The 18,382-nt window shown below is 62.6% G+C and carries 16 protein-coding genes; 8 read left to right on the top strand and 8 right to left on the bottom strand.

Annotation, left to right across the window (positions count from 1 at the left end; all coding sequences use genetic code 11):
- Positions 1–150: 150 nt before the first annotated feature.
- From glpE to I8746_RS24535, 7 genes are all read right to left on the bottom strand, one after another.
- Positions 151–483, bottom strand: a complete 333-nt coding sequence (glpE, locus tag I8746_RS24565; RefSeq protein WP_010951742.1) for a thiosulfate sulfurtransferase GlpE — start codon at positions 481–483, stop codon at positions 151–153.
- Between the two features lie 14 nt (positions 484–497).
- Positions 498–1,364, bottom strand: a complete 867-nt coding sequence (locus I8746_RS24560) for a symmetrical bis(5'-nucleosyl)-tetraphosphatase (protein WP_004576191.1) — start codon at positions 1,362–1,364, stop codon at positions 498–500.
- The gene (gene apaG, locus I8746_RS24555) at positions 1,364–1,744 is read right to left on the bottom strand and encodes a Co2+/Mg2+ efflux protein ApaG (protein WP_003255559.1); all 381 of its coding nucleotides are present in this window, start codon (positions 1,742–1,744) and stop codon (positions 1,364–1,366) included. Before apaG ends, I8746_RS24560 begins: the two co-directional genes overlap by 1 nt.
- 198 nt (positions 1,745–1,942) lie before the next feature.
- Positions 1,943–2,746, bottom strand: coding sequence for a 16S rRNA (adenine(1518)-N(6)/adenine(1519)-N(6))-dimethyltransferase RsmA (gene rsmA / locus I8746_RS24550; RefSeq protein WP_003255558.1), 804 nt, complete (start codon positions 2,744–2,746; stop codon positions 1,943–1,945).
- Complete coding sequence (pdxA, locus tag I8746_RS24545; protein ID WP_003255557.1) at positions 2,743–3,732, bottom strand: 4-hydroxythreonine-4-phosphate dehydrogenase PdxA; 990 nt, start codon at positions 3,730–3,732, stop codon at positions 2,743–2,745. The genes rsmA and pdxA overlap by 4 nt, the downstream gene beginning before the upstream one ends.
- Positions 3,729–5,048: a peptidylprolyl isomerase SurA gene (gene surA / locus I8746_RS24540; RefSeq protein ID WP_011953306.1), complete on the bottom strand. Its 1,320-nt coding sequence runs from the start codon at positions 5,046–5,048 to the stop codon at positions 3,729–3,731. The genes pdxA and surA overlap by 4 nt, the downstream gene beginning before the upstream one ends.
- Entirely contained in the window at positions 5,029–7,836 is a 2,808-nt protein-coding gene (locus I8746_RS24535; RefSeq protein ID WP_014755128.1) for an LPS-assembly protein LptD, read from the bottom strand. Before I8746_RS24535 ends, surA begins: the two co-directional genes overlap by 20 nt.
- A gap of 130 nt (positions 7,837–7,966) precedes the next feature.
- Between I8746_RS24535 and I8746_RS24530 the strand changes: the two genes are divergently transcribed.
- The 3 genes from I8746_RS24530 to I8746_RS24520 are packed head-to-tail and all read left to right on the top strand — an operon-like array spanning position 7,967 to position 10,423.
- Complete coding sequence (locus tag I8746_RS24530) at positions 7,967–8,986, top strand: aminoglycoside phosphotransferase family protein (protein WP_014755129.1); 1,020 nt, start codon at positions 7,967–7,969, stop codon at positions 8,984–8,986.
- Entirely contained in the window at positions 8,983–9,654 is a 672-nt protein-coding gene (gene murU, locus I8746_RS24525) for an N-acetylmuramate alpha-1-phosphate uridylyltransferase MurU (RefSeq protein ID WP_014755130.1), read from the top strand. Before I8746_RS24530 ends, murU begins: the two co-directional genes overlap by 4 nt.
- Position 9,655: 1 nt before the next feature.
- Positions 9,656–10,423 (top strand): TerB family tellurite resistance protein, encoded by a 768-nt coding sequence (locus I8746_RS24520; RefSeq protein WP_003255552.1) that lies wholly within the window; start codon positions 9,656–9,658, stop codon positions 10,421–10,423.
- 27 nt (positions 10,424–10,450) lie between these two features.
- Here I8746_RS24520 and I8746_RS24515 read toward each other — a convergent pair whose 3' ends face one another.
- On the bottom strand, positions 10,451–11,449 hold the full coding sequence (locus I8746_RS24515; protein WP_011953310.1) for an alpha/beta hydrolase family protein: 999 nt from the start codon (positions 11,447–11,449) through the stop codon (positions 10,451–10,453).
- A 95-nt stretch (positions 11,450–11,544) separates the two neighbouring features.
- Between I8746_RS24515 and I8746_RS24510 the strand changes: the two genes are divergently transcribed.
- The 5 genes from I8746_RS24510 to I8746_RS24490 all read left to right on the top strand — a co-directional run bounded on the left by I8746_RS24510 (position 11,545) and on the right by I8746_RS24490 (position 18,375).
- The gene (locus I8746_RS24510; RefSeq protein WP_221101127.1) at positions 11,545–13,932 is read left to right on the top strand and encodes a PAS domain S-box protein; all 2,388 of its coding nucleotides are present in this window, start codon (positions 11,545–11,547) and stop codon (positions 13,930–13,932) included.
- A 7-nt stretch (positions 13,933–13,939) separates the two neighbouring features.
- Positions 13,940–14,572: a response regulator transcription factor gene (locus I8746_RS24505; protein ID WP_173401663.1), complete on the top strand. Its 633-nt coding sequence runs from the start codon at positions 13,940–13,942 to the stop codon at positions 14,570–14,572.
- Between the two features lie 295 nt (positions 14,573–14,867).
- Complete coding sequence (locus I8746_RS24500) at positions 14,868–15,992, top strand: ABC transporter ATP-binding protein (protein WP_003255547.1); 1,125 nt, start codon at positions 14,868–14,870, stop codon at positions 15,990–15,992.
- A 40-nt stretch (positions 15,993–16,032) separates the two neighbouring features.
- Positions 16,033–17,067 (top strand): ABC transporter substrate-binding protein, encoded by a 1,035-nt coding sequence (locus I8746_RS24495; RefSeq protein WP_010951750.1) that lies wholly within the window; start codon positions 16,033–16,035, stop codon positions 17,065–17,067.
- Positions 17,068–17,127: 60 nt separating this feature from the next.
- Positions 17,128–18,375, top strand: coding sequence for an ABC transporter permease (locus I8746_RS24490; RefSeq protein ID WP_011953311.1), 1,248 nt, complete (start codon positions 17,128–17,130; stop codon positions 18,373–18,375).
- Positions 18,376–18,382: the final 7 nt, after the last annotated feature.

The following is an 18,382-nucleotide window of genomic DNA, read 5'->3' as shown; positions in this document are numbered from 1 at the left end:
ACCGGCTCTCCCCTTTTTGGATGGCCTGAGCTTAAGCGTAGTTGGTTATCTGCAAGGTAAAGGGGCGAGAAAGGCAGAAGTTGCGAACGACCGTTCGTCAGATAAGCCGCAAGCCCGCGCGGGGCACGGGCTGCAGGGGAAAATAAAAAATTATTCAGCGTTGCCCTGGGCGGTCTCGGCCGGGTAGGTCGCGCGCCACAGTTCGAAGCCGCCGTCCACGCTGTAAACGTCTGAGAAACCCTGGCCTACCAGGTAGGCGGCAGCACTTTGGCTGGAATTGCCGTGATAGCAGACCACCAGGGTTGGCGCGTCGAGGTCGGCGTTGCGTATGAAATCGGCGACCGAGTGGTTATCCAGGTGCCGGGCGCCGGTGATGTGGCCGGCGGCGAAGGCCTGTGGGTCGCGAATGTCGACGACGACCGCACCTTCTTTCTTGCGAAGCTCCAAGGCCTGCTCAGGAGGGATGCGCTTGAATTCGCTCATGGGTACTACTTCCTTCAGGTGTGATCGTTGAGTGTAGTGGGTTGTGCCGGCTGGCGCAGGGTGCCGTCGTCGGCGCAGTCGCAGCGGTGATATTCGCCGCTGTCGACGTTGTACAGGGTCATGGCGCCGCCCCATACGCAGCCAGTGTCCAGGGCGATGACGTCGGGCTCGGTGACCTCACCCTGCAGAGCGGCCCAATGGCCAAAGATGATCTTCACGTGGCGTGAGCGGCGGTCCTTGTGCGCGTACCAGGCTTTGTAGCCTTTGGGCGCGCTACCCAGGCCTTCCTTGCTCTTGAGGTCGAGTTTGCCATCGGCCGTGCAGAAGCGCATGCGGGTGAAGTAGTTGGTGATGACCCGCAGACGTTCGACGCCGGCGAGGTTCTTGCTCCACTTGTTCGGCTCGTTGCCATACATGCCGTCGAGGTACAGCTGCAGGCGGGTGTCGTCACGCAGCACTTCCTCGACCTCGGCAGCGAGCTCCAGGGCTTTGCCAAGGGTCCATTGTGGCGGTATGCCGGCATGAACCAGGGCGATGCCGCGAGGCTCGTCGTAATGCAGCAGCTTTTGCTGGCGCAGCCAGTCGAACAGCTGGTCGGCGTCCGGCGCTTCGATGATCTCGCGCAGTGTGTCGCTTTTCTTGAGGCGCTCGACGTTGTGCCAGGCGGCCAGCAGGTGCAGGTCATGGTTGCCCAGCACGCAGACCAGTGAATGACGGATCGAGTACAGGAAGCGCAGGGTTTCCAGTGACTCGGGGCCGCGGTTGACCAGGTCGCCGACCAGCCACAGGCGGTCGACGGCGGGGTTGAAACTGACGCGATCGAGCAGGCATTTGAGTGGCTGCAGGCAGCCCTGCAGGTCACCGACGGCGTAGGTGGCCATCAGTGCAGCGCTCCGGGCACTGCCAGCCGGAAGGGGGCAATCTCGGCGTCGAAGCGCTTACCGTCTTCGGCGAACATCTGGTAGCTGCCCTGCATGGTGCCAACGCGGGTGCTGATGACGGCACCACTGCTGTAAGTGTGGCTCTGACCAGGGTCGATGTTGGGTTGCTGGCCGACCACGCCGGCGCCGCGTACTTCCTCAACCTCGCCGTCACCGTTGGTGATCAGCCAGTGGCGCGACAGCAACTTGGCACTGAGCGAGCCGTTGTTCTGCACGGTAATGGTGTAGGCGAAAGCGAAGCGACTGTTTTCGGGGTCGGATTGTTCTTTCAGGTAGCGGGTCACGACGCTGACGTCGATTTGATAGCGGGGGTCGGACATGCAAGGGCCTTGGGCGAACTGACGCAATAATGCAGTCTAGGCCATTGGGAGGGGGGAGGGCCAGCGGTGATCGGGCTTGGGGGGGTGTGTTGTCTGTGCCGGCCGCTTCGCGGGTAAACCCGCTCCTACAAGGGGTCGCACAGGATTTGAGGGTTGTGCGATCCCTTGTGGCCCGCGAAGCGGCCGGTACAGGCTAAATCAGGCTTGTTGCTGATCCGCCAGCTGGTCTGCCAGGCGCACGAAGGCTGCCAGGTCGAGCTGTTCAGGGCGCAGGCTGCCATCAACGCCTGCAGCCTCGATGGCGGCGCTGTCCAGCAGGCCTTTCATGGTGTTGCGCAGCGTCTTGCGGCGCTGGTTGAACGCTTCGCGAACGACACGCTCCAGCAGCAGGTGGTCCTTGGCCGGGAACGGCAGCACTTCGTGCGGCACCAGGCGGACGATTGCCGAATCCACTTTCGGGGGTGGGTTGAAGGCTCCAGGGCCGACATTGAACAGGTGCTCCACGCGGCAGTGGTACTGCACCATGATCGACAAGCGCCCCCAGTCACCGCCGCCAGGGCCGGCGGCCATGCGCTCGACCACTTCCTTTTGCAGCATGAAATGCATGTCGCGGATCAGCCCGGCGTGGCTGAGCAGGTGGAAGATCAGCGGGGTGGAGATGTTGTAGGGCAGGTTGCCAACCACCTTGAGGCTGCGCGGCGGCACGCCCAGCTGGTTGAAGTCGAACTTCAGGGCGTCACCCTGGTGCAGGCGGAAGTTGCTGCGATCAGCGAACTTGTGCTGCAGGATCGGCACCAGGTCTTTGTCCAACTCCACCACGTCCAGCTGTGCGCCACTGCCCAGCAGGCCTTCGGTCAGGGCGCCCTGGCCCGGGCCGATTTCCAGCAGGTGTTCGCCGGCCTTGGCGTTGATGGCACGCAGGATGCGGTCGATGATACCGGCGTCGTGCAGGAAGTTCTGGCCGAAGCGCTTGCGCGCCCGGTGTTGGTATTGCTCGTTCATGGTCGGTTCTCGGCCATCTGGTAGGCGGTTTCCAGTGCGACGCGCAGGCTGCCGGTGTCGACTTTGCCAGTGCCGGCCAGGTCCAGGGCGGTGCCGTGGTCAACCGACGTGCGGATGATTGGCAGGCCCAGGGTCACGTTCACTGCTGCGCCGAAGCCTTTGTACTTGAGTACGGGAAGGCCCTGGTCGTGGTACATCGCCAGCACCGCATCGCAGTGCTCCAGATATTTGGGGGTAAACAGGGTATCGGCTGGCAGCGGCCCGCGCAGGTCCATGCCTTCGGTGCGCAGGCGGGCCAAGGTCGGCTCGATGATGTCGATTTCTTCGCGGCCCAGGTGGCCGCCCTCGCCCGCGTGCGGGTTGAGGCCGCACACGAGGATACGCGGGTTGGCAATGCCGAACTTGTCGCGCATGTCGGCATGCAGGATACGGGTTACACGTTCAACGCGCTCTGCAGTGATAGCGTCGGCAACATCACGCAGTGGCAGGTGCGTGGTCACCAGGGCCACGCGCAGGCCGCGGGTGGCCAGCATCATTACCACTTGTGCGGTGCGGGTCAGTTCGGCAAGGAATTCGGTATGCCCGGAAAAGGCGATACCGCTTTCGTTGATCACACCCTTGTGAACCGGGGCCGTGATCATCCCGGCGAAGTGGCCGTCCAGGCAACCTTGGCCAGCGCGGGTCAGGGTTTCCAGCACGAACGCTGCGTTGGCCTTGTCGAGCTGGCCTGGCACCACCGGAGCCGCCAAGGGGGTATCCCAGACGTACAGGCTACCTGCGGGTGCCGGGAGGTCAGGCCATTGGCCCGGGGCTACCGGCAGCAGGCTGACGGCCAGCCCCAGCTGCGTGGCCCGCTCGGCGAGCAGGTCACGGCTGGTGATGGCGATCAGGGGGTGGGGCTGGGCGTCTGCGGCGAGCAGCAGGCACAGGTCGGGGCCTATGCCGGCCGGCTCGCCGGGGGTGACGGCGAAGCGCAGGGGCTTCACTGGGCGGCCTGGTCAGCGCCAGGCAGCTTGATTTCAACGTAGGCTTCGTCGCGGATCTGGCGCAGCCAGGTTTGCAGCTCTTCGTCGTACTTACGGTTGCGCAGTACGCTCAGGGCCTGCTGTTCGCGAGCCTGCTCGGTGCTGTCGGTGGCGCGGCGGCCCAGCACTTCCAGAACGTGCCAGCCGTACTGGGTCTTGAACGGTTTGGTCACCACGCCTTGCTGGGCATTGGCCATCTGTTCACGGAACTCCGGTACCAGGCTGTTCGGATCGACCCAGTTGAGGTCGCCGCCGTTGAGTGCCGAACCCGGGTCTTCCGAGAAGCTCTTGGCCAGTTCGCCGAAGTCTTCGCCGTTCTTGATCCGATCGTACAGACGCTCGGCCAACTGCTGGGTGGCCGCCTCGCTGCGGATCTCGCTTGGCTTGATCAGGATGTGGCGCACATGCACTTCGTCACGCAGAACGTTCTCGCTGCCGCCGCGCTTCTCCTCGAGCTTGAGGATGATGAAGCCGTTGGGGATGCGAATAGGCTGGGTAATTTCGCCCACCGGCATGCTGCTGAGCATCTTGGCGAAGTCGGGTGGCAGCTGACCGGCTTTACGCCAGCCCATCTCGCCGCCTTCCAGGGCGTTTTCGCTGGCCGAGTTGGCAATCGCCATCTGGCCGAAGTCAGCACCCTGGCGCAGTTGCTGGTAAACGTCACCGACCTTGCGCGCAGCCTTCTGGATATCGTCCGAGTTGGCGGCTTCCGGGGTCGGGATGAGGATGTTGGCCAGGCGGTACTCTTCCGACATCTGCATCTTGCCCAGGTCCGAGGCCAGGAAGTTCTTCACTTCCTGCTCGGACACCTGAATGCGTTCGGCAACGCGGCGTTGGCGCACGCGGCTGATGATCATCTCGCGCTTGACCTGCTCGCGAGCGTCGTCGAACGACAGGCCGTCACGGGCCAGCGCCGCGCGGAACTGGTCCAGCGACATGCCATTGCGCTGGGCAATGGTGCCAATGGCCTGGTTCAGCTCTTCGTCGGTGATGCGGATGCCAGAGCGCTCGCCGATCTGCAGCTGCAGGTTCTCGACGATCAGGCGCTCCAGGACCTGCTGTTCCAGGGCGCTGGTCGGCGGCACGCCGCCGCCGCGCTTGGCGATGGTTTGCTGGACCTCATGGACACGCTGGTCCAGCTGGCTTTGCATGACCACGTCGTTGTCGACGATAGCCACCACGCGATCAAGAGGTTGCACCGCGGCATGCACCGCGCCACTCAGCAAAGCGACGCCCAGCAACACTGGGCGCAGACGATCAATAAGCTTGGTCTTCACGTTCACGGTAACCTTGAATGCCTTGGTCGAGGAAAGACTCGACCTTGTTGCCAACTACGCCGCCGAGGCCTTTCAGGACGATCTGAAGGAAGACACCGTGGTCGCCTTTTTCGTTCTGTGGAAGGGCCTGGCTGAAATCGTCGTAGTCGATCCAGTAACGGTTGATCAGGCGCAGCTTCCAGCAGCAGTTGTCGTATTCGAAACCACCCATGGCTTCCAGGGTGCGGTTGCGGTTGTAGTCATGCTGCCAGCGAGCGATAACGTTCCATTGCGGCACGATCGGCCAGATGACCGAGAAGTCGTGCTGCTGGATCTTGTAGTAATCCTTGATGTAGTTCGGATCGCCCGGGGTGCCATAGTCACCGCCGCCCACTTTCCAGGTACCCGTGGTCGAGTCGTAGGCAATGGTGTCGTTACGGTAGCGATAACCGAGGTTGACGATCTTGTTCGGGTTGTCTTCAGGCTGGTAGTGGAACATCGCGCTGCCCGAGCGGGTGCTGCGGCTGTCCGGGTCCCAGTTGAAGTCCGAATTGAAGCGCCAGTCGCGGTTGAAGTAGTAGTTGTACACCAGAGCGTATGGCGATACATCGGACTGCGCGTCCTTGCGGGTGCGGTAGTCGATGCCTGGCAGCTGGACCTTGCGGTCTTTGAAGTAGTAGGCCTGGCCGATGCTGAAGTTCTGGCGCTCGAAGCCGTTGTCTTCGATCCAGCGTGTGGTCACGCCCAGCGACAGTTTGTTTTCGTCGCCGATACGGTCAGTGCCGCTGAAGCGGTTGTCGCGGAACAGCGAATCGTAGCTGAACAGGGTTTCGCCGGTATCGAACAGCGGGATGTCCTTCTGGTCCTTGTACGGAACATAGAGGTAGAACATGCGCGGTTCGAGGGTTTGACGGTAATTGTTGCCAAACAGCGAGGTGTTGCGGTCGAAGTACAGGCCGCTGTCGACGCTGAAGATTGGCACGTCGCGGCTAACAGAGCTGTCGTAGCTTCCGTACGCGTCTGGATTGGCGGTTTGCAAGGCGATTGCATCGGCTTTGCCTTTGCTGTCCAGATCAAGATCGTACTGGGTGTAGGCATATTTCAGCTTGGGTGTGAGGAACCCATAGCTGGCTGTCATTGGATAGCTGATTGACGGCGCGACATTCAGGCGCGTGCCGTTGGCCCGCTCGATACCTTGAATATTTTCGTCAAGCCGACGACCATCGGGCCCCGCTGTGAGGTCCAGGTTGCCGTCCTTGTCGAACACGGTGTCGTTCTTCAAGTCACGTTCGAAGCGCGCGGCCTCGGTTTCGTAAGCGAAGTTCAACCCCCCTGGCTGATAAGGCAGTACGCCATTGAGGGTAATCTGCGGCAGTCGATCATAAGGCGTGATCTGCGAAATGGTCGCCGCCTCGTAGGCATGTACATTCAGCCGTGCGGTGTAGCTATCGCCCCGGTAGGTCAATGCACCCTGCTGATTCAGGAAGTCGCGGCTTTCCACGCCAATCTGGTCAGATTCCAGGTCCTGGAAGTAGAACGGGTCGCTGATGTCGGTGTAGTCCACCTCGGTCATCAGGCGTTCGTCCAGGCCACCCTTGTGCTGCCAGTTGACCATCCAGCGCTGATCTTCGTAATCCGTCTGATCTTTGCGGTCGTCGTTCTTGTCGTTCAGGTAGGCGCCGCCGAACTGGCCTTCGCTGGAAGGTGTCAGGTAGCGGAACTCGCCTTCCATCAGCAGGCCGCGCTTGGCCATGTAACGCGGGTACAACGTGGCGTCGTAGTTAGGCGCCAGGTTGAAGTAGTACGGCGTGACCAGCATGAAGCCGGTGTCGCTGCTGGTGCTGAACGACGGCGGCAGGAAACCGGACTGGCGACGGTCGTCAATCGGGAAGTAGATGTACGGTGTATAGAACACCGGGAAATCCTTGACCCGTAGCGTAACGTTGGTCGCAGTACCGAAACCGGTGGCCGGGTTCAGGGTGATGTTGTTGCCCTTCAGCTGCCAGGCGTTGCTGCCCGGTTCGCAGGTGGTGTACGTACCGTCTTTAAGGCGGATGATGGCGTTTTCGCCACGCTTGGCGTACAGGGCACTGCCGCGGATGTGCGACTTGTGCATCACGTATTCGGCGTTGTCGACCTGGGCTTCGCCAGTGTCGAGCTGGATCTGGGCCTCGTCACCGACCACCAGCGAACCGTTGTCACGGATCTTGACGTTGCCCTTGAGCTCGCCACGGTTTTCGGCCTGGTAGAGGTTGGCCTCGTCGGCTTCGGCCTGCATGCTGCCCTGGCGCATCACCACGTCACCGGCGAGGGTAGCGACCTGCTGCTCCTGCTGGTACTTGGATACCTTGGCATTGATGTAGGTTGGCGACTCGTCCTTCGGCGTGGTGTCGGCCATGCCCGGGCGGGTTGGCTCGATATACGCGCCACCGCAGTACGGGCCGGTTTCAGCCAGCTGCGCGGCGGTGAGCTTTTCACGCGGAACCCAGTCCAGGTGGCTGTAGTCTTCGCTGCGCGACTTCAGACCACGGCCCTTGGCCTCGGTAACCAGCACGGGCCGGTCCGCAGTTTCGGCTTCGCCCGCCGCTTCGGTACCGGAGCTGACGGCTGCACCTTCGTGCACCGGGCGCGGTGGCAAGTTGTTGACTGGGGTTTTGGGCTTGCAGTCCCAACCACCGGCGGCGGACACTTGGCAGTCGAACTGTTCGGCTGCCACTACGTATGAGGTGGCCAGAGGTTGCAGGGCCAGCAGACCGCCGGTTACCAGCAACGGAAACTTTCTACGAAACGCGGGGGATTTCAATGCCATCTTATTAGTCCGGGCTTCCTGCGTGCCATCTGCCCGCGTGTGGGGCCGCACGCCTCTCGATGGTCTGAAAAAGATGCTGGATAATAAAGCATGACCCGCTTGACGGCTAGGGCCGTCGGAGACCCTTGCAATGCCTGAACACGATGTACGCCTGCAACAACTGACGGTCTGGCTCGATGAACAGCTCAATGATCTTTTCCGTGACAACGCCTGGGGCGAGGTGCCTGCAGGCAGCTTGACCGCTGCCAGCAGCGACGCCAGCTTCCGCCGCTATTTCCGCTGGCAGGGCGCTGGCCACAGTTTCGTGATCATGGATGCGCCCCCCCCGCAGGAAAACTGCCGACCGTTCGTCGCCATCGACCACCTGCTGGCCAGCGCTGACGTCCATGTGCCGCTGATCCACGCCCAGGACCTGGAACGCGGCTTTTTGTTGCTTGGGGATCTGGGCACTCAGACATACCTTGACATCATCAATGCCGACAACGCCGATGGCCTGTTCGCCGACGCCATCGATGCCCTTCTGAAGTTCCAGCGTTTGCCGATGGACGCGCCGCTGCCCAGCTACGACGACGCCCTGCTGCGCCGTGAAGTGGAACTGTTCCCCGAATGGTACGTGGGGCGTGAGCTGGGCCTGACCTTCACCGATGCACAGAAGGCCACCTGGCAGCGCGTCAGCCAGTTGCTGATCGACAGCGCCCTGGCGCAACCCAAGGTGTTGGTACACCGTGACTACATGCCGCGCAACCTGATGCAGAGCACCCCCAACCCTGGTGTGCTGGACTTTCAGGATGCGGTATACGGCCCGGTCACCTACGACATTACCTGCCTGTTCAAGGACGCCTTTGTCAGCTGGCCGCAGGCGCGGGTCGAAGGCTGGCTGAGCGACTACTGGCAGCAGGCGCAGGCGGCTGGCATCCCGGTGCACGCCGAGTTCGAAGCCTTCCACCGCGCCAGTGACCTGATGGGCGTGCAGCGGCACCTGAAGGTGATCGGTATCTTCGCCCGTATCTGCCACCGCGACGGCAAGCCGCGTTACCTGGGCGACGTGCCGCGTTTCTTCGCCTATATAAATGAAGTGATCGGTCGCCGGCCCGAATTGGCGGAGCTGGGTGAGCTGATTGCCGAGTTGCAGGCCGGAGCGCGTGCATGAAGGCCATGATCCTGGCTGCGGGGAAGGGCGAGCGTATGCGCCCGCTGACCTTGCACACCCCAAAACCGTTGGTCCCGGTCGCCGGCCAGCCGCTGATCGAGTACCACCTGCGCGCCCTGGCGGCAGCGGGCGTGACCGAAGTGGTGATCAACCATGCCTGGCTTGGCCAGCAGATCGAGGACCATCTGGGCGACGGTAGCCGCTTCGGCCTGAGCATCCGCTATTCACCTGAAGGTGAACCGCTGGAAACCGGCGGCGGCATCTTCAAGGCCTTGCCTTTGTTGGGTGATGCGCCGTTCCTGCTGGTGAATGGCGATGTGTGGACCGACTACGACTTCGCGCGTCTGCAGGCTCCCCTGCAAGGCCTGGCTCACCTGGTGCTGGTCGACAACCCTGGCCATCACGGCCGCGGTGACTTCCGCCTGATGGGCGAGCAGGTCGTTGACGGCGATGACGCGCCAGGCACGCTGACCTTCAGCGGCATTTCGGTGCTGCACCCGGCGCTGTTCGAAGGTTGCCAGGCGGGTGCCTTCAAGCTGGCACCGTTGCTGCGCCAGGCGATGGCGGCCGGCAAGGTATCTGGCGAACACTACCGTGGGCACTGGGTGGATGTTGGCACGCTTGAACGCCTGGCCGAGGCTGAGTCTCTGATTGGCGAGCGCGCCTGACATGTGGTGGCCAGGCACGGTGATTGGTGTGAGTGCCGGTTTTGCCGTTGCGAGCATACCGGGCGCCTTGCTCGGTGCGTTGCTTGGGCAGGCCATTGACCGCCGGCTGCGCTTGCAAGGCTGGGAAGACATGCGCGAACGCCTGGGTGGGCGCCCTGCATTACGCGACGACGAGTTGTTGTTCGTGATGCTTGGGCGCTTGGCCAAGTGCGATGGCCGGGTAGCCGAGCAGCATATCCAGCAGGCGCGTCAGGAGATGGTGCGCCTGGACCTGGCCGAGGCAGCCCGGCTGCGCGCCATCAATGCGTTCAACCGTGGCAAGGCGGGCAAGGACCGGCTTGGCGGGCACCTGCGGCGCATCAGTCAGCAGCCCCACGCGGCGGAAGGTACCTTGCGGGCGTGTTGGCGCATGGTGTGGGCTGACGGCAAGATGGGCAACAAGGAGCGTGAGTTGCTGCTGGACTGGGGGCAGAAGCTGGGCATGAGCCGACGCCAGGTGCAGGCCATGTCGCTGGAGTACGAGCCGCGCAAGGCCACGGGCGCAGAAAGCGTGCCCATGACCTACGCGGCAGCGTTGCGCTTGCTGGCGGTGGACGCAGACACCGACACCGATAAGGTCAAGCAGGCGTATCGTCGGCTTGTCAGTCGGCATCACCCGGACAAGCTGGCAGGTACTGGTGCCAGCGAGGCGCAGGTACGTGAAGCGACCGCGCGCACCCGTGAGTTGCACCAGGCCTATGCCATGATCCGCAAGCGGCGCGGCCTTTGACGCCCCGCCACAAGGATCAAGCCGAACTCAGCCCTGAGGGCTCATCCACCCCCGCACCCGGCGGAACAATTGCTCTTGTTCCGCCGCTTTGTTTGCTGGCATGGCAATCAATGACAGTTGTCGGTACTGGCTATCCTTCTGCCGCTTGCTGGCCTGCAGCCGTTGCTGGGCTGCGTTGCGGTCAGCGCTGCGGGTGGCGTAGTAGATATCGGCCGTGGGTACCTTCAAGGTTGGGGCCAGGCTTTCCAGGTCCTGCTCCACCCGTGCAGGGGTCTGTGCAGCGACCATCACCAGTTTTTGTACCTGCGGTGGCTGTTTCTCGCTCAGGTAGCGCGCCGCCCAATATGCACCGCTACCATGGCCGATCAGTACGATGCTGCGGGCATTGTGTTGTTGGGCGAACGCCACGGCGGCATCCAGGCGGGCGAAGATGCGTTCGGCATCTGCCGGGTCGGCCTGCTCGCTGGCTTGTTCGGCATCGGTGCTTTCTGCTGTGTCGGCATCGGCCGCGGTGGCTTGGGCCACGTTGGCGTTGGCGTCGGCCGGCACGTCCTTGACCGGTGCGCTTTCGCCTTTTTCTGGCGCAGGCGCTGCCGGTGGTGTGGCTTCGACCCGTGCTTGCGGGCTGTCTGCGAGCAGGTCGGGCAGGCTGATGCTCAGGCTGTGCCAGCCGATATCAGGGAATTTTTGCCGCAGTGGGCCGACTGCATTTGGCCAGTCGGCCGTTTCGCCTGCACCGGGGACAATGATCACTGCCCCTTGCGGATCGTTGTCGTTGGCCGGCTTCCACAGGGCCAGGAAGCTGTCGGTACCGGCCTGCAGGGTCTGCTGCTCAGCCTTGGGCAGCAGCCGCTCCAGCGCCAGGGCATCCTCCTGGCTGCGTTCCAGCAAGGGTGGGCGTGGGGCCTCGGCAGCCGGTGCCATGGTATTTGCAGGTGGTTTTTCGGCATCGGCGGCCAAGGCGCCGAGTGGAAGGACCGAGGCCAGGCAGCACATTGCCAGCGTCGTGCGATAAAGTGTGGACATGAGTCAACCCAAGGCCAGAATGAAACCGGCAGCCTAATAGTATTTGCCCGTGACGGCCATGCTGCATGACCGTCTTTGCCAAGTCGAGCGTATAGATGAAGCGAGTGCGTCGCCTGTTGGTTATCGGCTGCTTGTGGCTGCCCTTGATTGCCTGGGCCAAGCCCGAGGCGCTGCCCTCTGTGGTGCTGGAGCCTGACCAGCAGCAGTGGCTGGACACCCACCGCAGCCTGCGTGTCGGCTTGGTGTTGCAGGCGCCCTACGCCCAGTTCGACCGGCGTCTGCAGCAACTGTACGGGGCCAATGTGGAGCTGGTGAACAGCCTGGCGCAGGCGCTGCGGCTGGACCTCACCTGGCGTAACTTCAGTGACCAAGCCAGTTTGGAACATGCCCTGCAAAGCGGCGAAATCGACTTCGCCCCTGGCCTTACCCAGACGCCGGCCAGCCTGCGCCTGTGGCTATTTAGCGACCCGTACATGCGCGTGCCACAGCTGGTGGTGGGGCCGCGCACCGGGGCCATGGCCGTGGAGCTGGAAAAGCTTGAAGCCGAGCAACGCGTGGCGGTGCGCATGCCCAGCCCGCTGGCGGATTACCTGCGCGGCAACTACGGCAACCTCAACCTGCAGGGGGTGCCCGACGATCGTGAGGCCTTGCAACTGGTGGTAGGCGGCCAGGCCAGTTTCGCCGTGCTGGATGAAGCGCAGCTCAGCCGCCTGTCGCGCGAGAGCGAGTTCGGTGAGCTGGCGGTGGTCGGCGATATTGGCCTGCCGCAGCTGTTGCGTATCGGTTCGCGGCGCGACTGGCCGCTGCTGGCCGATGTACTTGAACGTGGCTTGCAGGCCGTGCCGGCCAAGGAGCTGGAACAACTGCATCAACGCTGGTTGCAGCCGAAGTACCCGCGCCTGAGCGAGTCGCCGGGCTTCTGGCAGAACATGGCCTTGCTGTTCGGTCTGTTGCTGTTGTGTGCCTTGGCCACGCTGGTGTGGCAACGCCGTCAGCAGCGCCAGCTGGAGCGCAGCCTGTTGGCCGCGCGGGAAAGCCTTGTTGAGCGCCAGGTGCGCGAAGAGGCGTTGCGCCTGAGCCAGTTCGCCATCGATCAGAGCACCGTGGGTATCCTCTGGGTCAACTGGGATAGCCATGTGCGTTACGCCAACCATGCCGCCGAGCGCATGTTGGGCTACAGCGAAGGGGCGTTGCTGGAGCGGCCGCTGAGCGACTTCGAGCCGAGCCTGAACATGGACCGTTGGCTAGAGCTGTGGAAGGGGGCGCGGACAGGGGCGGGGGGTGTCGGTCAGTTTGAGACGCAATGCCGGCGGGCTGATCAAAGCTTGCTACCCGTGGAGCTGTCGCTGAGCTTTCTGCGCTTTCGTGATTCCGAATATCTGGTGGTCTACCTCGCCGATGTCACCGAACGCCACCGTGCCCTGGCGGCCCTTCGCGAAAGCGAGGCGCGGCTCAAGGGCATTGCTGGCAACGTACCAGGGTTGGTGTTTCGCCTGGAACGTGACCCGGCCGAGGGCGATCTGGAGTTCCCCTATATCAGTGAGGGTAGCGAGGCTTTGGTAGGTTATGCACCCAGCGAGATCCAGCACCCGCAGATGGGCCTGCGCAACCTGGTGCACCCCGAGGACCGTGCTGATTATCACCGGGTTCAGGACCTGGCCCTGGCCAGCGACCAGGACTGGTCCTGGCAGGGGCGCATCCTCACCCGGCAGGGCGAACAGCGCTGGGCCGATATCAAGGCCAGCGCCCGGCATCTGGGCAACGGCCAGGTGGTGTGGGACGGTGTAGTCTGGGACATCACACAGGGCAAGCGGGCCGAGCTGGCGCTGGCAAAGTCCCAGGAGCAGCTGCGCGAACTCTCGGCCCACCTGGAGAGCGTGCGTGAAGAGGAAAAAGCCCGTATCGCCCGGGAAGTGCATGATGAGCTGGGGCAGATGCTGACCGTGCTCAAGCTGGAAGTGTCGATGTGCGAGCTGGCCTATGCCGAGCTGGACCCTGGCCTGAATGATCGGCTGGCGAGCATGAAACGCCTGATTGCCCAGTTGTTCCAGTTGGTACGCGATGTCGCCACTGCCTTGCGTCCGCCGATCCTCGATGCCGGCATTGCCTCGGCCATCGAATGGCAGGCGCGGCGTTTCGAGGCACGCACGCAAATCCCCTGTCTGGTGCAAGTACCCGATAATCTGCCAGCATTGAGTGATGCCAAGGCCACCGGGCTGTTTCGTATCCTCCAGGAAGCGCTGACCAATGTGATGCGTCACGCCCAGGCGCACAGCGTAGAGATTGAGCTGGTACGTGAGGGCGGACAGTTGCGCATGACGGTCAGTGATGATGGCCAAGGCTTTTGCCGCGAGCAGACCCGGCCCTCCTCATTTGGCCTGGTGGGTGTGCGCGAGCGGGTGCTGATGCTGGGGGGGAGCATGACGCTGGAAAGCGAGCCGGGCGAAGGCACCAGCCTGAGCGTGGCCATTCCGTTGGAGTAGGAGAGCAATCGTGATTCGAGTACTGGTGGCCGAAGACCACACCATTGTCCGTGAAGGCATCAAGCAGTTGATTGGCCTGGCCAAGGACATGCAAGTGGCGGGGGAGGCCGGTAATGGCGAGCAGTTGCTCGAAACCCTGCGCCACACACCGTGCGAGGTGGTACTGCTGGATATCTCGATGCCGGGTGTGAACGGCCTGGAGGCGATCCCGCGTATCCGTGCGCTGCACGATGCTCCAGCGATCCTGATGTTGTCGATGCACGATGAGGCACAGATGGCGGCGCGGGCGCTGAAGGCCGGTGCGGCGGGCTATGCCACCAAAGACAGTGATCCGGCGTTGTTGTTGACAGCGATTCGTCGGGTGGCCGGTGGCGGGCGTTATATCGACCCGTCGCTGGCCGACCGCATGGTGTTCGAAGTAGGCCTCACCGAATCCCGGCCGTTGCACACACTGCTCTCGGAGCGCGAGTTTTCAGTGTTCGAGCGCCTGGCCCAAGGCGCCAACGTCAACGACATCGCCCAGCAGTTGGCGCTGTCGAGCAAGACCATCAGCACCCACAAGGCACGCCTGATGCAGAAGTTGAAAGTGAACTCGCTGGCGGAGCTGGTGAAGTACGCCATGGAGCACAAGCTGGTCTGATTGCGACATACGGGTGCCCGAAACTTCCCGAATCCTCTGTGGGAGCGGGCATGCCCGCGAACGGGCCTGGCCTGCTGATCTCTATGGCTGAGCCGGCCTCTTCGCGGGCATGCCCGCTCCCACAGGTTTCGTGGTTGGCTCGCAAGGGCATTCCAATCCCGCCATCCTTGTAGGGCGATCCCTACAACAAATCTTCCATCCGGATGATGGCATTCTCTCAGTACCCCCGATTTTCGGGCGCTTGCGTCTCTTCTACTCTTTTGCCTACGCAGTCATCCAACAAGAAGGTGCAGGCATGAGCGAGGCGAAGTCGAACGCTGCAACCGGCGAAACGCTGGTCAGCTTCCGTGGTGTGCAGAAGAGCTACGACGGCGAGTCGCTGATCGTCAAAGACCTCAACCTGGATATCCGCAAGGGCGAGTTCCTCACCCTGCTTGGCCCGTCCGGCTCGGGCAAGACCACCAGCCTGATGATGCTGGCGGGCTTCGAGACCCCCACCGCCGGTGAAATCCAGCTTGGCGGCCGCTCGATCAACAACGTGCCGCCGCACAAGCGTGATATCGGCATGGTGTTCCAGAACTACGCGCTGTTTCCGCACATGACCGTGGCTGAGAACCTGGCCTTTCCGCTGACCGTGCGCAACCTGAGCAAGACCGACATCAGCGAGCGGGTCAAACGTGTGCTGAACATGGTCCAGCTCGACGCTTTCGCCAAACGCTACCCCGGCCAGCTGTCTGGCGGCCAGCAGCAGCGTGTGGCGCTGGCCCGGGCATTGGTGTTCGAGCCGCAACTGGTGCTGATGGACGAGCCACTTGGCGCGCTCGACAAGCAGCTGCGCGAACACATGCAGATGGAGATCAAGCACATTCACCAGCGCCTGGGTGTGACCGTGGTGTACGTGACCCACGACCAGGGCGAAGCGCTGACCATGTCTGACCGCGTGGCGGTGTTCCACCAGGGCGAAATCCAGCAGATCGCCGACCCGCGCACGCTGTACGAAGAGCCTTGCAACACCTTCGTCGCCAACTTCATCGGCGAGAACAACCGCATTAGCGGCACCCTGCTGGCCAGCGATGGCAAACGTTGCCAGGTGCAGTTGCCTCGCGGTGAGCGGGTCGAGGCGCTGGCGGTGAATGTCGGCCAGGCCGGCGAGCCGGTGACCCTGTCGATACGCCCGGAGCGCGTGCGTCTGAACGGCCACAGTGAAAGCTGCGTGAACCGGTTCTCTGGCCGGGTGGCCGAATTCATTTACCTGGGCGACCACGTGCGGGTGCGTCTGGAGGTTTGCGGCAAAGGCGACTTCTTCGTGAAGCAGCCTATTGCCGAGCTCGACCCGGCGTTGGCCGTGGGCGATGTGGTACCGCTGGGCTGGGAGGTGGAGCACGCCCGCGCGCTCGATCCGATTGCCGAAGCCCATTGATGGATTGCTTCACCAACCCTGTACTGTGGAGAGAATAATAATGCGCAAGCAGTTGAAACTGACCGCCCTGGCTTTGGGGCTGTTCACCGCTGGCCAGGCCATGGCCGCAGACCTCACCGTGATCTCGTTCGGGGGCGCCAACAAGGCTGCCCAGGTCAAAGCGTTCTACGAACCCTGGGAAAAAGCGGGTAATGGCAAGATTGTCGCGGGTGAGTACAACGGCGAAATGGCCAAGGTCAAGGCGATGGTCGACACCAAGAGTGTGTCGTGGAACCTGGTAGAGGTTGAGTCGCCAGAGCTGGCGCGCGGCTGCGACGAGGGCATGTTCGAAGAGCTCGACCCAGCCCTGTTCGGCAATGAGGCCGACTACGTGCCTGGTGCCATTCAGCCTTGCGGCGTGGGCTTCTTCGTCTGGTCCACGGTCATGGCCTACAACGCCGACAAGCTCAAGACCGCCCCCACCAGCTGGGCCGATTTCTGGGACACCAAGCAGTTCCCGGGCAAGCGCGGCCTGCGCAAGGGCGCCAAGTACACAATGGAATTTGCACTGATGGCCGACGGCGTTGCGCCCAAGGACGTCTACAAAGTGCTCGCAACCAAGGAAGGCCAGGACCGCGCCTTCAAGAAACTCGACGAACTCAAGCCCAGCATCCAGTGGTGGGAAGCGGGTGCACAGCCACCGCAGTTCCTGGCCTCTGGCGACGTGGTCATGAGCTCTGCCTACAACGGCCGTATTGCCGCTGTGCAGAAAGAGAGCAACCTCAAGGTGGTGTGGAACGGCGGCATCTACGACTTCGATGCATGGGCAATTCCTAAAGGCGCCAAAAACGTCGAAGAGGCGAAGAAGTTCATCGCCTACAGCGTCAAGCCCGAGCAGCAGAAGATCTACTCCGAAAACATCGCCTATGGCCCGGCCAACTCCAAGGCCGTGAGCCTGCTGTCGGACGAAGTGAAGAAAGACATGCCGACCACGCCTGAGAACATTGCCAACCAGGTGCAGATCGACGTGGCGTTCTGGGCCGACAACAGCGAGCAGCTGGAGCAACGCTTCAACGCCTGGGCGGCGAAGAAGTAAACGTCCAGTGTGTGGGGCCGCAAAGCGGCCCCCAATTCAGCCTGTATTGCGGAGTTCGCCATGGCCATTGCAGTGCCCCTCAACGAAGGCGCGGGTTCAAGTCTCAAGCAGCGCCTCAAACACGCCGAGCGGGTCAACCGCTGGAAGGCGCAGGCGTTGATCGCGCCGCTGGCGCTGTTTCTTCTGCTGGTGTTCCTGGTGCCGATTGCGGCGCTGCTGTACAAGAGCGTCGGCAACCCTGAAGTGGTCGGCGGCCTGCCGCGCACGGTGGAAGTCATCAGCCAGTGGGATGGCAAAAGCCTGCCAGGCGAGGACGTTTACAAGGCGCTGAGCCAGGATTTGGCCGAGTCGCGCAAGAACCAGACCCTTGGTGACCTTTCCAAACGCTTGAACATGGAACTGGCCGGTTACCGCAGCTTGTTGACCAAGACTGCCCGTGCACTGCCCTTCAAGGCTGAGCCTGCCTCTTATAAGGATGCGTTGCAGGCTGTCGACGAGCGTTGGGGTGACCCGGCTTATTGGCAGGCGATCCGCCGCAATACCAGTTCGGTGACTTCTTTCTACCTGTTGGCCTCGGTGGACCATCGCATCGATGACCTTGGTGAGCTGGCCAAGGCCACCCCGGACCAGGCCATTTACCTGGACATTTTTGTCCGTACCCTGTGGATGGGGGTGGTGATTACCACTATCTGCCTGGTACTGGCCTACCCACTGGCCTACTTGTTGGCCAACCTGCCGACCCGGCAGAGCAACCTGCTGATGATTCTGGTGCTGTTGCCTTTCTGGACATCGATCCTGGTGCGGGTGGCGGCCTGGATCGTGCTGCTGCAGTCGGGCGGGCTGATCAACAGCGCGCTGATGGCCATGGGCATCATCGACCAGCCGCTGGAGCTGGTGTTCAACCGCACAGGCGTCTACATCTCGATGGTGCACATCCTGCTGCCGTTCATGATCCTGCCGCTGTACAGCGTGATGAAGGGTATTTCCCCGAGCTACATGCGTGCGGCGATCTCGCTGGGCTGCCACCCGTTCGCCAGTTTCTGGCGGGTGTACTTCCCGCAGACTTACGCCGGTGTTGGCGCCGGTTGCCTGCTGGTGTTCATCCTGGCCATCGGTTACTACATCACCCCGGCGCTGCTGGGTAGCCCCAACGACCAGATGGTCAGCTACTTCGTCGCCTTCTACACCAACACCAGCATCAACTGGGGCATGGCCACCGCACTGGGCGGGCTGTTGCTGCTGGCGACCGTGCTGTTGTACCTGATCTATAGCTGGCTGGTCGGCGCCAGCCGTCTGCGCCTGAGCTGAGGAGCCT

The sequence above is a fragment of the Pseudomonas sp. USTB-Z genome (assembly GCF_019691255.1).
Lineage (GTDB): Bacteria > Pseudomonadota > Gammaproteobacteria > Pseudomonadales > Pseudomonadaceae > Aquipseudomonas > Aquipseudomonas alloputida.
Note: the sequence above shows the minus strand (reverse complement) of the source record. Positions and strands in the feature narration are given on the sequence as shown.